Origin of the sequence: Wolinella succinogenes DSM 1740 (assembly GCF_000196135.1) — a bacterium.
Classification (GTDB): domain Bacteria; phylum Campylobacterota; class Campylobacteria; order Campylobacterales; family Helicobacteraceae; genus Wolinella; species Wolinella succinogenes.
In genome coordinates this window covers 868660-883201 of sequence record NC_005090.1, presented here as the reverse complement: position 1 = coordinate 883201, position 14542 = coordinate 868660, and the positions used below count along the sequence as shown (strand labels likewise).

Here is a 14542-nt window from a genome sequence, read left to right as displayed (position 1 = left end):
CTCACCATGAAATCCCTCTTCTTCCGTATGCGCGCAATCCACTATCTAGGAATCGCTCTGCTTCTCTTTAACGCCTACTTCTTTACCGACAATCCCCTTGGGGAAATGATCCAATACTCCTGCGCCTTGGTTTTACTCTTTCATGATATTGATGAAAAGCGCTGGGGCGTCGATCTCTCTAGGGCGATGAATCAAGAACTCACCCAAATGGATCTGCAAAAAAAGCTTTCCATCGACACCCGCTACAACCAAGAAGCCCAAGAAACACTGGAGGCCATTAGCGCTTTTAAAGAGAATATTCAAACAATCGCTCAAGGCATTCAAAAGGCACAGACCCAAAACCAAAATTACATCAATCGGCTCGAGCGAGTGTCACATGAAGTGCGTCTTTTTGGGGAGGAAGAGCACTCCATCATCGAACGCTCCATGAAAATCTCCCAAGAAGCCAAAACAAATCTCGCCCTCTTCGCCCAAGGAATCAAAAAGAACCAAGAAGGGACAAAAGAGGCCAAAAAAGGGCTTGATGACAACCAAAAAGAGGTGGGAAACCTCATCGCCCAAATTCAAATGGTGCACGAAATCGAGCGCGAGCTTTTAGAGGAATTCAAGGGGCTCGCCGAGAACGCCAAGGGAGCCAAGAAGATGATTGAGACCATCAAGGAGATTGCTGATCAAACCAATCTTTTGGCTCTCAATGCCGCCATTGAAGCCGCTAGAGCAGGCGAGCATGGTCGAGGGTTTGCCGTGGTGGCGGACGAAGTGCGAAAGCTCGCTGAACGCACCCAGAAAAACCTCCTCCAGATTGATACAGGCATCCAGTCCATTCTCCTCTCCGTTGATGCAAATGAATCCAAAATCCATCGCAACTCCAAGCAGATGGAGCTCTTGCTGCTCGCCTCTGAGAGCACCAAAACAGAGATGGGATCGCTTGAGTCGATCCTTTTAGGAAACATCCAGGAATCTGAACAGATTCTGGGAACAACCCAAGAGATCGAAGAGGGCATCAATCGCGTCACCAAAGAGGTTCAAAATATTCAAGGATTGGGCGAGCGACGCTCCATCCATTCCAAGGAGATACAAGGGGTCTCCTTGGGGCTTCAAAACAGTAGCGAGTACCTAAGAAGCGGCCTCCAATCTCTCGTGGATTCTCCCTCTTGATGGATTATTGGCCCTCTCTTTTAAGAAGCACTCGCCTAAAGAGAGGGTTGGCCAAGGTCTCATTTTTGAGCATCGCTTCTTTGGCTTCCTCAAAGCTCACCCTTCCCTCCCCCTCCTCCTTATAAGCCCCAAAGCCATAATGCATCGGGGTCGTCTCGGTGCGAGAATAGTGAGCTTTAGTGGCATCCACCAAGGCTCCAATATCTCTTGCATAGACAAAATAGCTCCATGCCAAGGGGTGCTTTTGAGTGTATAAAATCATGCATCCAAAATCATCAAACTCATACACCCTCCCTTTAGAATCGATAGCTTTAGCATAATATTCCACTTCCGTGATATCCATGCCACACAAGGCGCATCGGGATTTCTTCTCGCTCTTCTCGCATCCCCCCCACCAAAGAAGTGCCGCCAAAGGGACAAAGCTCTGAATAAAGGCTCTTCTCTCCATCGCTTATCACCTGATTTCTAAATAGTCCACGAGCTTTTTAGTGACCTCTTTAAACTCAAATATTCGCTTCCCTGAGTGCTCTTTGGCGAACTTTTCCGCCGATTCTCTAGTGCCAAAGGGGATAAGATCATCTCCCGACATACTGACGATTCGACTTCCAAAAACATAATAAGCTTCACTTGATTCAATCAAACCTCCTGTCTCATAGTCCGTCACATAGAGGGCTTGCACACCTGAGAAGTTACGATACGATTGGGTATAAAAGTAGTGGAGCATTGATTTTGGCGAACTAAAAAACTCCTTTTGGTTGTCTTTATAGAGAATCACAGCGCGCCATTTGGGATAGCGGCTCGTGTCCACAAACTTGATAGGGCATGTGGTATTGCTCTCTTTGAGCCACTCCTCCATCCTCTCTGGCGAAACTCCCGATCCTGCCATCAAGATTCCTGAAAAACAGACCCCAATAAGGAAAATCTTTACCCCTATTTTCACTCTTTGTCTCACACTAAATCCCTTCGTTTAAAAATCAAATATCCCCCCCAAAGCCATCCCATCCCAAGCAGAAATGGATAGAAAATCGAATAGAGGGCAAAACCTGCTTTGCCAAAACTATCCAAAATAAAATAGGCCGCAGGGCCCATCACGGAGAGCTCTGGATCAAAAAGCGCCATCGCCGCCACCCGAAAAACCTGAATAGGGTTAAGAAGCGCCACGCCAAAAATTGCCTCCTCGGGAAAGGCATTTTTCATCATCACTCCAATAAGCAAAATGTCCATGAAAGCCAATAGAATCAACCAGACAAAAAAAGCCGATCCAAGGGCAATCTCTTGGGATTTCACAAGAGTAGAGATAAAAAGCGCGATTCCCAAAAAGCTCACTGAAAGCGAAAACATGAGCAAAACATAAAAGCCAAAAATCTCCCATGGAATTGACGCCCCCTTGATTCCTCCCCACACAATGGCTAGCACCAAAGAGGCAAAAATGGGAACAAAGACACTCACTAGCCTTCCAAGAGATTTTCCAAAGTAGTAATCCGCTAGCGAAATAGGGAAGGAGAGCAGGTACTCAAGCACATTGCTGTCTCGATCAGAAGCGATCGCCCTAACAGTGCTCATAAGAATGAATACGGGCAGAATCACGACACAAACTTGAATAAAAAGCAGAAGCAATCGACCTAATCCGCTAAAACCAAGAACACGCGACTCTGTCACCCCTGCAAGGAAAAAGAGTGCCACCGCTCCTCCAAAAACCAGCGAATAGACCAAAAACCAACGAGAACGAAACGACTCTTTAAGATCCAGCCATGCCACTAAAGCAATCTTTCCCATCAGCGCTCCTTCTCTTTTTGGATCGTCTCCATCACTTCAGAAAATTGATAAATATGCTTTCCTTGAGCTTCAAGCATCTCCTTTTTTTCAGGAGCAAAGGCTGCATAGCCAAACGCCATAGGAGTGATGTATCCCTCAACCCAAGCCGCACTCCTTGCCTCAATCCATCTCCCATTAGAAAAATCAGTGACATAGATGAGCGCCTCTGGCAACCATGAGATTTGATTGTCCCGCACCCAAAGTGCCAAGCAACCCACATCATCAAAGTAGTATCGCCTTCTCTCCTTGGGATAAACCACCTCTAGGGCGTGATTTCTATCACTAATGATCATCTTGCATCGTTCGCAAATATCTCGATCAAAACGCAACTTCCCAGCACTCGTGTCCATCTCCTGGCATCCCGCCAAAAGAAACCATGCCGCTAAAATCGCCGCCCAATAACTAAATCTTCTCATCACGCACCACCTTTCCAAGATCCATCTCGACGATTCGCTCTACTAATCCCTCCACTTCTTGAATACGATGGGAGATGAAAATGAGGCTCTTATCCATGGCAAACTCTCTCAAAAGCGCATCAAATCGTATTCTCGCGCTAGGATCAAGATTGGCTGTGGGTTCATCAAACATGAGCACTTGAGCGTCACGACTCAAGGCAATAGCAATTAAAAGTTTCTGCTTCATCCCCCCAGAGAGCTTGAAAAAAGTCTTTTTAAGATTTTGTTTCCACTCCAGCTCCATCGCCTCGGCAAACTTCCAAACCCGTTCGCTCTCTATGCCACAACTTTGGCTCACATAATAGGTCAGCTCTTCTAGCGTGAGCTTGAGGGGCGGAGGCATCTGAGGAACAAACGCGATTTGCGCCAAAGCCTTTTGACGCTCCCTAAGGGGGTCGCATCCATCGATTTTGACCCCTCCTTTATCGGGACGATACTCGCCCAAAATCATCCTCATAAGCGTTGTCTTTCCTGCGCCATTTTGCCCCATAAGCAGGAGCTTCTCTCCTTTGGCGATTCCCAAAGAGACCTCCTCTAGCACCTTTTGTCCACCAAAGCTTTTGCTGACGCAATCAATCTCAATCAATAGTTTCTCCTTTTGGCTCTTTTAGAGGAGCTTTTTGAGTCGATTTTCAAAACCCAAAGCATCCGTATGGCACACATCAATGCATCGTCCGCATAGGGTGCAATCACCACTTTGGACGAGGTGCTTTCCACCCTTTTGGCCCTCACTTTTTTTCTTGGTCATATCCAGCACATGGGGCACAATGCAGACGGTGGAACAGACCCCGCAATGGTTGCATTGCTCCTCACTCCAAGCGATCTTCATTGCGCTCGCACCCCCTAGCATCGTATAGGTGGTTCCCAAGGGGCAGACATAGCGGCACCAAGCTCGTTGTGAAAAAAAGACTTCAAAAGCAAAGATCAAAATCACCCACGAGATGGCGGCACTCCAACCATAGATGATGAATCGAGAAAGGATCCCCACCACATTGAACAGCTCAAAGACCAAAAAACCTCCAAAAAAGGAGAGCGAGAGGAAAAAAATCCAAAAGATATAACGCCAGTAGGGGCTGAATGTCCGCTCTTGGATGATTTTTTTTGAGAGCAATTTTTGGTGCAGCCTCTCTCCTATTTCACCAAAAATTCCATAGGGACAGACCCAAGAACAAAAAGCCCTGCCGCCAAAAAAAAGATAAAAACCTCCTATGCTTACCGCACCGATGAGGAGGTTGGTAGGAATTCCGCGGTAGGCACTCATCACCTCAAGCGTGATAAAAGGATCGGCGAGGTGAAACCCAAGCATCCGCGAGCCGCTAATAGAGCCCTCTAAAATCTGAATATCTGCATAATAGGAGAGCAAAAAGAGCAGGTGCACAGAGATGACGACTGTATAGCGCCAAGCTCGGAGACTTGGGCGCCTCTTTCCATCGGGTCGAGTCGAGACGAAACTATCCCAAAAACCAACATGGGCGAGAGTGGCTCTAGTCGTATATTTGTTCATGATAACCTACTTGGAGAATCCAGCAATCTCTTTAGCCAAGTCCTCTAGCTCCTGCTGAGTTGAATTGGTCAAAAGCCCCTTCATTAAAGAGTTTGGAACTTTGTCTTCTTTGTAGTCTCTTAGTTTAGCCAAAAGCTCTGTCTCACTCTTGCCAAGCAGCGAAGGGGCAATCTTGCCCTCTCCGTCATACCCATGACAAGGAGCGCACTTAAGGCTGTAGAGATGGCTCACTTTAAGCTCTCTGTTCTTGACGCTTCCTTGAAGCTCTCTGATCTTCTTCATCTCCTCATCTTCCGCCTCCAAGGCAACCTCTTTGGGGTTTTGAGCAAGCGAAGAAGCAGCCTCGCTGACGGGAGCGAGAGACGGCTTGGCGGGAGTAGGGGTGGATTCTCCCCCGCTAAGCGCGACATAGAGCATCAACGCCACTACGACACCTCCCATAGCGAGGGTGATGATTTGACCTGTTTTCATGGTTGACTCCTAAATTGTTGGTTAAATTCGCTGATCTCTTTAGCCAAGGATCGAATCTCTGTCTCATCCATCTGCATGACCAGCTCTCTCATGAGGACATTGGCCTCTTTTTTGGTTTTATAGGCGATGATCTTGTCAAAGACCTCTGCCTCACTCTTTTTCAAAAGAGAGGGGCCAATGATTCCATTGGCGTAATCATCGTGACACGCCGAACACTTGAGGATAAAGTTTTTACTAAGTCGTCCCTTGAGAAGCTCTATATTGATTCGATCATAAGGGGTTTTCACGGAGGCGATGGCTCCAATGCTTTTGGTGGTCTCATTATCATCCTCTCCAAAACCTACCTTCACTTGGCGCTCCCCATCAATGTTGTAGGTGATAAAAGGATTCTCGCCCTCTGGAGTCTTCCCCTTTTCGATGATGATCATACCCGCCTCTTTGACCTCAGAAAGAGAGGTCGGAAATCGCTCCTTAGCCCTCTCCTCCTTAGAATCGCACCCTGATAAACCTAGCATCAAAGCCACCCAAATCACTACCCATTCTCTCCTCATTTTTGACCTCCATAAAGCTCTTCATACCCCACTCTTGGAACAATTTCTATCACCGACTCGCTTGCAGGGCAAACCTCCTGACACACTCCGCACCCCACACAGCCAGAGCGAATCTGAGGAGCCCTCTTCTTCCCCTCAAGTTGCACCATTGCAATCGCCTCTAGGGGTGAGGGATGGGGACAGAGATCGGCGCAGAGGGAACAGGGGTTACCCACGGAATCAGCGATTCTCTCTGCCACAGCTCGCTCTCGATCATTATGAAGTTTTCGATGGATCATCCTAGAGACCGCTTCCGCTTTAACCTCTTCTCCCAAAAAGGCCAAGCAAGCGTCGATTCGCTTCACATAGGCCATCCCCATATGAACATCTTTGATCTCTGTGGTCTCATGGCTTAGCGCTCCACTTGGACACGCCAGCACGCAAGGATAGAGATCACACAGATAGCATCCACGCTCTCTTGCATCAACATAAGGAGTCCCCAAGGAGCTCCCATGCCAAATATCAAGAAGCGAAAGGGCGTAATAGGGGCAAACCTGCACGCATTGGCCGCATTTGATACAAGTGGCAAGAAATTCCGATTCTTCTAAAGCGCCTGGAGGCCGCAATAAAGGCTCTTTGGAGTGCAAGAATCCAGACAAGAGATGCCCTCCCAAAAATCCTGCACAAAGCGCTCCCGTCCCGCCCGCTCCATAAAAAATAAAGTCTCGTCGATCCATCAAAATTTCGCCTCCATTTTGGGCTTAGAATCCTCTAGCAACAAGTCGGGTTCCGAAAAAGGAGCGAGCTTGGCCAAGAAATTGAGTACGCTCATCACCGTTGATCCGTAAAAGAATCGAAGTGCGGGATAGTAGAGCCATAGCTTGTCGGCATACGCATAGTGATGGTGGGGAATATCTCCGATTCCATCCTTGTTTCGATCAAGCCCTTCATAATCATCGTAATAATTTCCCAGCCACTCATTGAGGCGAATCTTGGCCCCAGGGGTGTCATTGGCAATCGTCTCGACATTCCCTTTGAAAAGATTCCCATAAAAGAGACTGCGATGCTGGGTCGCGTGAAATTGCACTCCTGTGGTGTTGTAGAGGATTCTATTTCCTTCATAGCGATTGACACTTCCTGGCTGAAAGGGGGATTGGTCGATATAAAACCCTCTAGCGTTATAGATCACTGTATTCTCTTTGAGGGTGAAATTAGAGGCATCTTTCATCCCAATCCCCACGCCAAAAGAACCAATGGAGTTTTTCACTGTGTTGTTTCTAGCGGTTGTCCCCTCTGAATACATGAAAAAAATCCCCACAGAGTTGCGCTCAAATAGATTATCTTCCACAAGATTTTTTCCTGCATACATGAAATGGAGCGAATATCTCCCATCCATTCCGTGATTTTTAAAGATTCGATTGCCGCTGGAGTACCACACCACAAAATCTCGACTCTCTTGGATGGTGTTCTCTGAAATGGTGTTGTCATGGCTATACCAAAGCCGTATCGCATCCCCTCTTAGTCCAAGATCAAAGGGCTTGGAGGTGATATGATTCCGAGAGACTTCCGATCGATGCGTCTCTCTTAGGTCGATTCCAAAGAGGACGTCTCGCAGACGATTATCCAGAATCTTCAGATTGCTCACCTTCTCTGCCACAATTCCCGCATCAATGCTAGAGTGCTCACTCCCGCTTCCCTCAATCCAAAGCCCTTTTAGCGTCACAGAAGAGGCAAGAATCCGGATCACACTGCCCTTGCCTTCGCCTCTAATGATCACCCTTCCCTCTTGTCCCTCAATTGTGAGAGGCTTATCGATGCGGATAGCTCCCTGATAGATTCCAGGAGCGAGCCTTAAAATATCTCCAGGCGAAGCCCTATCAATGGCCTCTTGAAGAATCGAGGCATTCAACAAGGAGGTCGCCAGCCCCCACCCAAGGAGAGCCGTTCGCCACATCCCCACGACCTACTTCGCCTCAGGGGAATTCTGTCTGAGGTGTTGCCTCTTGGAAAATAGTGCAAGAATCGAGAGAGCCGACATGACAACCATCACCCAAAAACCAAAAGAGGGGTAGGAGTGCGTGGTGAATTGCGCCACCTTGCCATCCCCAAAAACCGTTGGCATGAAAGGCTTGATTTTAAACGCCCCCCACTCTTGCATATTGTGCCCATACCAATAGAGCCAGCCCGCAAAAATCGAAAGAAAAAGCGCAGGAGCAATGATGGGCAGCACCATCAAAAGCGAATTCCCTCGCCCATCATAATAGAGAAAAGCGAGCATCATCAGCGTGGCCAGAAGAAGATAATAGGGCACAAGGCTCCGCTCTAGATTCCCTCCATGCTCCATGGGATACATCCCGATGTAGTGATTGATGGTGTTCATCTCATGCACATCTCCACTATATCCATCCACATGAAAATAGACGGGGATTCCATTAGGAAAAGCCGATTTTGGATAGTTGGGAGCTTCAAGCGAGACCGACCATACGGGGAGGGAGGGAACCCCAATCTCCGCCCTCCTCTCAATCATTTTCTTTAAATCTCCCGCCACTTCCTTGGGGACCATGTGATTCTTGTAGTGAAAAGAGGTGTAGGTGTTCCAAAGTGGATAGACATACGAGGGCAGAGCCTCTCCCTGTTTGATCTTGCCCATCATGCCATGGAATCCAAGCACGGGGATAGTAAAGCCAATCGTCATCAACAAAAGCGCCAAAATTGTGTAAATCTTATATTTGGCGATTCCTCTGTTTTCCATGATTTCACTCCTTCAAAATATTAAAAAACCTCTCTGGCAAGCAAAAAAGTTTTGTAAGATTTTCCTCCCCCAAAGAGGGAGAGGAGAGGGTTTTAGAAGAGACCCGCGTTCTCATCGATCCATTTGAGGTATTCGATGATGTCTTTGATCTCCTGATCGTTCATATGCTGATTGGGCATACGAAGATTGAAGTAGTTGATCATGGTTTTCACATAATCCTCTTCATACTTGCTGGCGGGATTCTTAATAAAGTCAAACACCCATTTTTCGGCGTTTTCATGTCGGGAGAGAACCCCTGTAAGATCAGGGCCTGAACTCACCTGACCAATCACGTGACACCCGTTGCAACCTCCCTTGAGGTAGGCTTCTTCACCCTTTTGAGCCGCTGGCTTCATGGGAGTGGCCAGCTCTTTAGCAAGGTTATTTTTCGCTCGAAGTCCTACATCAGCGGTTTTGACCATGTATTGCCAAACTTGATACTCCCAAAGAATGGCCCCATTGACATCGCCCTTTTTATAGGATTCATCGGCTTTGGCCTTCACTTCGCCAATCTTGCCATACTGATCAAGCGCATCCTCCACAAGAGATTTCACCTTGGGATATTTGGCGTAGTTTTTATCTTTGAGGAACTTCACTACGCTCTGGATCACATCATCCGTGGCCTTGTTGGTGGCGATGACCTTTTTATATTCCGATTCCAATTGCTCTTTGCTCATCTTTTGAAGCTTCAGCTCTTTGACTGACTCATACTTTTTCTTTGGATCTTTGACATAGAGGTATCCCATCATCTCCAAGTGAAGCGCTGAGCAGAACTCGGTGCAGTAGTAGGGGAAAACACCCTCTTCATCGGCTGTGAATGTGACCGCGACTGTTTTGCCTGGCTCAACAGAGGCATGGACGTTATAGCCACTCACGGCAAATCCATGTGTCTCATCCTGTGCTCGCTCTAGATTGGTGAGGTAGAAAGTCACCTTATCTCCCTTGTTCACGGTGACGTGCTCAGGATTAATGTGACTTCGAATCAGTGTTCCATAGATCTTCACCTCATTGCCTTTGCGTTCCACACGCTCTTGGCCTGCAAGCGTCATTGCCTCATGTTGCTTGCCCGTCCTTGAGTTGGTTCCCATGGGGTAGGTCACTTGAGGTTTGAGCTTATCCGCTGCAATACTGATAACATCGTGGGGTTCGCCAAGAGGAATGGGCAGATCATAGATGAGTTCCATTTTTGGCCCGCCGATGTCGATGAGCTGATGATTTTGAGGATGCAAAGGACCCACAGGGTTGAATCGATCAATAGAGAGTTTGTCAAGCGCTAGGGCATACTTGCCTTTAGGCTTGGCGGATTTACCCTCCATAGAATCAAGGTGTCCAATGTTGTAGTGAACATTCACCCGATCAAGCACTTTAAGATTCTTATAATCCCACTTGACGATCTGCGAATCGACATACAAAGAGGTGTAGATGATTCCATCTTGCGCATCATAGGTGTGATGTAATGGCCCCAATCCTAGCTTATACTGCCACTAAAATTCAAGACAATAAATTGAAAGGTTTATCTTCCTAAATGGTAGAATTTTCTAAAGATTTAGGAGAGGAAAAAATGAGTAGAAAAAGAAAAAGCTATAGTGCAGAATTTAAAACTAGAGTTGTCTTAGAATTACTAGGTGGCGAAGAGACTGTAGCACAGATTGCCAGTAAATATGAGATTACACCAAAAAGTCTCATTGATTGGAAAAAGCAGTTTTTAGAGAATGCATCACTAGTATTTGATGTAGGTTCGGCTACTAAAGCCTATAAAGATGAGATAGAAGAGCTAAAAACAGAGAATGATGCTCTAGCAAAGAAATTAGGAAAAACAACCATAGAGAGGGATTGGGCAGTGGGAAAGCTAAAGAGCTTGGGCTTATCAAATAAAAAAGATCTTGTCACACCCAAGCTAAAGAATCTCTCCATGGCAAGACAATGTGAAATAATAGATTTAAATCGCTCAACCCTTTATTATGAACCTAAACCCATATCAGACAATGATTTAAAAATCATGAAAAGGATAGATGAGATATATACTGATATATCCTCAACCTATGGCTATCGGTTTATGCATAGGCAGCTTTTGGAAGATGGATTTTCAATTGGTGTAAATAAAGTCAATAAGCTAATGAACACTATGGGGATACAGGCAATCTTTCCAAAAAAGAAACGACACACATCCATTAAAAACTATAAACATAAAATCTATCCATATCTACTACGAGAGCTTGAAATTAACAGAGCCAATCAGGTTTGGAGTGGAGATATTACCTATATCCCAATCAAGGGTGGTTTCGTGTATTTGTGCGCCATTATTGATTGGCACAGTAAAACGATACTCTCATGGAAAATATCAACAACTATGGATACATCTCTTGTAACAGATGTTTTAAAAGAAGCCATTGAAAAATATGACATTCCTGTAATATTCAACTCCGACCAAGGTAGCCAATATACCAGCCATGAACATACAGAACTTCTCAAGAAACACAACATTCAAATCTCTATGAACGGTAAAGGCAGATCCATTGATAATATTGCCATTGAGAGATTTTTTAGGACTTTAAAATATGATGAAATCTATATCAATGAGTATAGCTCTATTTCAGATCTCAGATTTAAGGTTTCAAGATATATCAATTTTTACAATCACAATAGATTTCATTCAGCACTAAATTATCAAAAGCCCATGAATGTTTATCTAGAAGGGTTGAAAAACGTTGCTTAAATTAAAGGCTAGAGGCTGGAAGATGAATTCTCAAAAAGTTGTCTTGACAAATGGTGGCAGTATAGCTCGACTTGCCCATGCAACGTCTTCTTCATATCTAAAATGGGAATGCCGTAAGGATCAGCGCCGATAAACTCTTTTTTGTCGATAAGTTGCTTGATTTTGCGGAAATCATAGACCGAAGCGTGTGTGTCAAGCTTCCCGCCTACCACGATGTATCGCCCATCTGGACTCACGTCCACCCCATGAGGAGACTTGGGCTCAGGAATCAAAAAGAGGGCTCCTGCTTTGACCGCCGCCTCAATGGAGATGACTCGGTGCCCGTGATAGATCTTGTAATTCTTGGGGTCTTGAGCAAGCTTCTCTAACATCTGCCAGTTATACACGTGCATATAGTCAGTATCGTTACGGCTCATTCCCGCCTCAAAGGGAGGGAGTCCTTTTTCGATTCCGCCAGTGTACATTTCACTGTTAAAAGAGTTAGTGAATGCCCAGCCAAAAGATTCCCCCTTGCCCGCATCACTCAAGTCCTGCATATAGGGAGGAAACTCTAGAGAAAAAGAGGCCTTTTCATCGATTTTACCCTTAGCGTAGTCAAACTTCCAAAGCGTCACCGCTCCTCGGAAGACCGCCTCATACTCTTCGATGGGATGGTATTGATGATCAAGCGGGGCGGCGTATTGACTCGCCTCAATCACATATTCAGTATTGGGAGTCACAAACGATCCACCATGCTCGCTCTTCATGATGGGGTTGACAACAATTTGCGTGGTCTCGAAGTCATGCAGATTCACAACGGCGATTCGAGGGTTGGCCTTGTCGTTGATAAAAAGGTAGTCCCCCACATACTCACCATTTTTCTCGGTAAAGTTGGGGTGGTGTGTGTCGCCCCAATTGATCTCTCGCCCTCGAATATCCCCCTGGCGAAGAACCTTTTTAGAATCATCATCAAACCCATAGCCCTGCCAAGGCTCAGGGGTGAAGACACCAATATACTTATAAATTCTCATCGAAGGAACCCCATAGACAAGAATCTGACCTGACTGACCCCCCGAAGAGAAGACAACGAACTCATCTTTTCTTCCGCTTGGCTGGTAAGTCTTAGCCGCCGCTAGCACATCCTTCTCGGTAAGCTTTCGCTCCTTCATGATCGTTTGAAGATCAGACGAAGCCAAAGAGGCTGTCCCAAGCGCCAATAGGCTAGCGGTCACAACCAAAGATTGCTTTAGTAATCTTTGCATTTACCCACTCCTTTTTGTTAATTTGGCATTAACAGTCTATTTTAAAAGTGGAAATAGCGCATTGATTTGAGTCATTAAGTATTACTAAAATTTTTATAAATAATAATTTTTATTTTCTACTAATCTTTTAAAAGAGATTTAGAGGTATTTTTTCAGTTTAGAGCGATCCAGGAGGGAGATTTTCTTCCCCACGCCCCCAATAGCCCCCTCCTCTCTAAAACGCCTCAAAACCCTTGAAAGCGTTTCTGGGGCTACATTGATCGACTGGGCAATCTTCCAATGTTTAGTCTGGGCAAAAGAGGTAAAATCCTCCAAAAGAAGCAGCGCAATTTTGGAGTAAGAATCTTCATTGTCACTATTTTTGGCAATCGTCACATTCATGTGATAGTGGAGCTTTTGACACAAAGAGTGGAGCATAAAATCATAAAGCTCAATATGAGCCCGCATCAACTCTTTAAATGATTCAATCTCAAAAGTGGCCAGCCTCAAATCCGTCTGCGCTTTGGTTGAGGTGGGAAAGGGGAGATTGTCCAGCGAGGCAAGCTCTGAGATAAACTGTACAGGATGAAAGAATCGCAAAATCGTCTCATCCCCCTTGTGATTGACTTTAAAAACCTTCACCTCTCCCTCAATCAACACATAAAGCCTCTCAGGTTTCTCTCCCTCGGCAAAAATCAGATCTCCATGTCTCACCCTCTGCAGGGTCGCCATGAGCAAAATCTCATCCACCACCGATTCGGATATATCCTTAAATAGCCCTCTGATGGCTTCCCTCATATTTTATCCCCCCGTGAAATTTAGTTTAAACCATCATTAATTTTAATATCAAAAAGAGATTTAAGTCATTGACTTAAATCAATTTATAAGAAATCTATAATTTTTTCCAAACCACAACTCTCCCTTCCCATGAAATTCCCACGAGAATTCCCTCACTAGGAGCGAATAACCCTCTCACTCCCCCACTCCTCATCTCACCTAAAAACTCTTTGACTCCCCCCTCCCCCCAAAAGATCACTTCCCCCTGACTCCCTCCAATCCAAACCCCCTTCTCAAACGGGTCGCACGCTAAAGCGCTAGGGGAAAACTCCACCATTCCTACTTCTTGAGAGGGTTTTTTAGAATCAAAAGGAATTTTCCACACCCTTCTCCCCGCATCCGCGACTAACAGATCATCTCTATAGGCGCAATAAGCCGAGGCAAGCACCTCATCAGAGTGCTCTCTCTCCAGCGTCTCTTTGCCGCTTTGGGCTTCGACCACCCTAAGCCTCCGATCCCAGCCAAGCAGATAGAGAGAGGAGCCTCTCCAGCCAATCATTTGAAAATTCCTTGGATAAAAAAGAGAGTGCTTCTTCCCCTCTCTATCCTGATACTCCAAAGTGTGATTCTCGAAGGTTGCCGCATAAAAGCCCTCTTGCGCCGCTATCGCCCTCACTGCCCCTCTTGCTTCCAATGAGCGCTCAGGCCAAACCTCTCCCTCTTGGAGCTTTAGATTCCATCTCCTCATCTCGCCTCCTCGATCCCCTGAGAGAAGCGTCTCTCCATCCAGAAAGGCAAGTGCACTCACGGGACTTGCGTGCCCCTTTAGAATCAACTCCACTCTTCCTGAAGGAATCCCCACGATTCTCACTCCGCCATCACTACAGCCAAGAGCTATCTGCTTTCCTGATGATTCCATAGCCAGCGCACTCACCTCGATTCCTTCACCCAAACGCTCCTCGACAATGAGTGCGTATTTTCCCCAGCCAAAACTCCAAAGAAGCATTGAAGTTAAAATAAACTTTATCATTTGCAAGTCCTATGAAAATCTTATGTTTTTATAAGTTTATGCAAAGATCGAAAATAGCTCGCTTGTTTTTTAAAC

General features: G+C 46.0%; 15 protein-coding genes and 2 pseudogenes. 2 read left to right on the top strand and 15 right to left on the bottom strand.

The window, feature by feature from the left end; all coding sequences use genetic code 11:
• Positions 1-6 precede the first annotated feature (6 nt).
• A complete protein-coding gene (locus WS_RS11210; protein WP_011138829.1) occupies positions 7-1158 on the top strand; it encodes a methyl-accepting chemotaxis protein in 1152 nt (383 codons plus the stop codon).
• 4 nt (positions 1159-1162) lie between these two features.
• On the opposite strand, the gene WS_RS10595 is transcribed toward WS_RS11210, so the two are convergent.
• The 12 genes and pseudogenes from WS_RS10595 to WS_RS04395 all read right to left on the bottom strand — a co-directional run.
• Positions 1163-1606 (bottom strand): hypothetical protein, encoded by a 444-nt coding sequence (locus WS_RS10595; protein ID WP_011138828.1) that lies wholly within the window; start codon positions 1604-1606, stop codon positions 1163-1165.
• 6 nt (positions 1607-1612) lie between these two features.
• Entirely contained in the window at positions 1613-2110 is a 498-nt protein-coding gene (locus WS_RS04445; protein WP_011138827.1) for a nitrous oxide reductase accessory protein NosL, read from the bottom strand.
• Positions 2107-2934 carry an ABC transporter permease gene (locus WS_RS04440; protein ID WP_011138826.1) on the bottom strand — a complete coding sequence of 276 codons (828 nt, stop codon included), beginning with the start codon at positions 2932-2934 and terminating at the stop codon, positions 2107-2109. The genes WS_RS04445 and WS_RS04440 overlap by 4 nt, the downstream gene beginning before the upstream one ends.
• Positions 2934-3389, bottom strand: a complete 456-nt coding sequence (locus WS_RS04435) for a nitrous oxide reductase accessory protein NosL (RefSeq protein WP_011138825.1) — start codon at positions 3387-3389, stop codon at positions 2934-2936. Before WS_RS04435 ends, WS_RS04440 begins: the two co-directional genes overlap by 1 nt.
• A complete protein-coding gene (locus WS_RS04430) occupies positions 3376-4014 on the bottom strand; it encodes an ABC transporter ATP-binding protein (RefSeq protein WP_011138824.1) in 639 nt (212 codons plus the stop codon). The genes WS_RS04435 and WS_RS04430 overlap by 14 nt, the downstream gene beginning before the upstream one ends.
• 21 nt (positions 4015-4035) lie before the next feature.
• On the bottom strand, positions 4036-4932 hold the full coding sequence (locus tag WS_RS04425; protein ID WP_011138823.1) for a NapH/MauN family ferredoxin-type protein: 897 nt from the start codon (positions 4930-4932) through the stop codon (positions 4036-4038).
• A gap of 6 nt (positions 4933-4938) precedes the next feature.
• Positions 4939-5403, bottom strand: a complete 465-nt coding sequence (locus WS_RS04420) for a c-type cytochrome (protein WP_011138822.1) — start codon at positions 5401-5403, stop codon at positions 4939-4941.
• Positions 5400-5954: a c-type cytochrome gene (locus WS_RS04415; protein WP_011138821.1), complete on the bottom strand. Its 555-nt coding sequence runs from the start codon at positions 5952-5954 to the stop codon at positions 5400-5402. Before WS_RS04415 ends, WS_RS04420 begins: the two co-directional genes overlap by 4 nt.
• Complete coding sequence (locus WS_RS04410; protein ID WP_041571751.1) at positions 5951-6670, bottom strand: 4Fe-4S dicluster domain-containing protein; 720 nt, start codon at positions 6668-6670, stop codon at positions 5951-5953. The genes WS_RS04415 and WS_RS04410 overlap by 4 nt, the downstream gene beginning before the upstream one ends.
• The gene (locus WS_RS04405) at positions 6670-7887 is read right to left on the bottom strand and encodes a nitrous oxide reductase family maturation protein NosD (RefSeq protein ID WP_011138819.1); all 1218 of its coding nucleotides are present in this window, start codon (positions 7885-7887) and stop codon (positions 6670-6672) included. Before WS_RS04405 ends, WS_RS04410 begins: the two co-directional genes overlap by 1 nt.
• Before the next feature lie 9 nt (positions 7888-7896).
• Complete coding sequence (locus WS_RS04400) at positions 7897-8670, bottom strand: hypothetical protein (RefSeq protein WP_041572071.1); 774 nt, start codon at positions 8668-8670, stop codon at positions 7897-7899.
• Between the two features lie 107 nt (positions 8671-8777).
• Positions 8778-10205 (bottom strand): annotated as a pseudogene (locus WS_RS04395) (c-type cytochrome); the annotation flags it as partial.
• Positions 10206-10249: 44 nt separating this feature from the next.
• Between WS_RS04395 and WS_RS04390 the strand changes: the two are divergent.
• Positions 10250-11440, top strand: a complete 1191-nt coding sequence (locus tag WS_RS04390; protein WP_011138235.1) for an IS3-like element IS1302 family transposase — start codon at positions 10250-10252, stop codon at positions 11438-11440.
• Positions 11441-11502: 62 nt separating this feature from the next.
• On the opposite strand, the pseudogene WS_RS04385 reads toward WS_RS04390, so the two are convergent.
• From WS_RS04385 to WS_RS04375, 3 genes and pseudogenes are all read right to left on the bottom strand, one after another.
• A pseudogene (locus tag WS_RS04385) lies at positions 11503-12681 on the bottom strand (Sec-dependent nitrous-oxide reductase); the annotation flags it as partial.
• 138 nt (positions 12682-12819) lie between these two features.
• A complete protein-coding gene (locus WS_RS04380) occupies positions 12820-13458 on the bottom strand; it encodes a Crp/Fnr family transcriptional regulator (protein ID WP_011138815.1) in 639 nt (212 codons plus the stop codon).
• Positions 13459-13552: 94 nt separating this feature from the next.
• Positions 13553-14467, bottom strand: coding sequence for a WD40 repeat domain-containing protein (locus tag WS_RS04375; protein ID WP_129545365.1), 915 nt, complete (start codon positions 14465-14467; stop codon positions 13553-13555).
• Positions 14468-14542: the final 75 nt, after the last annotated feature.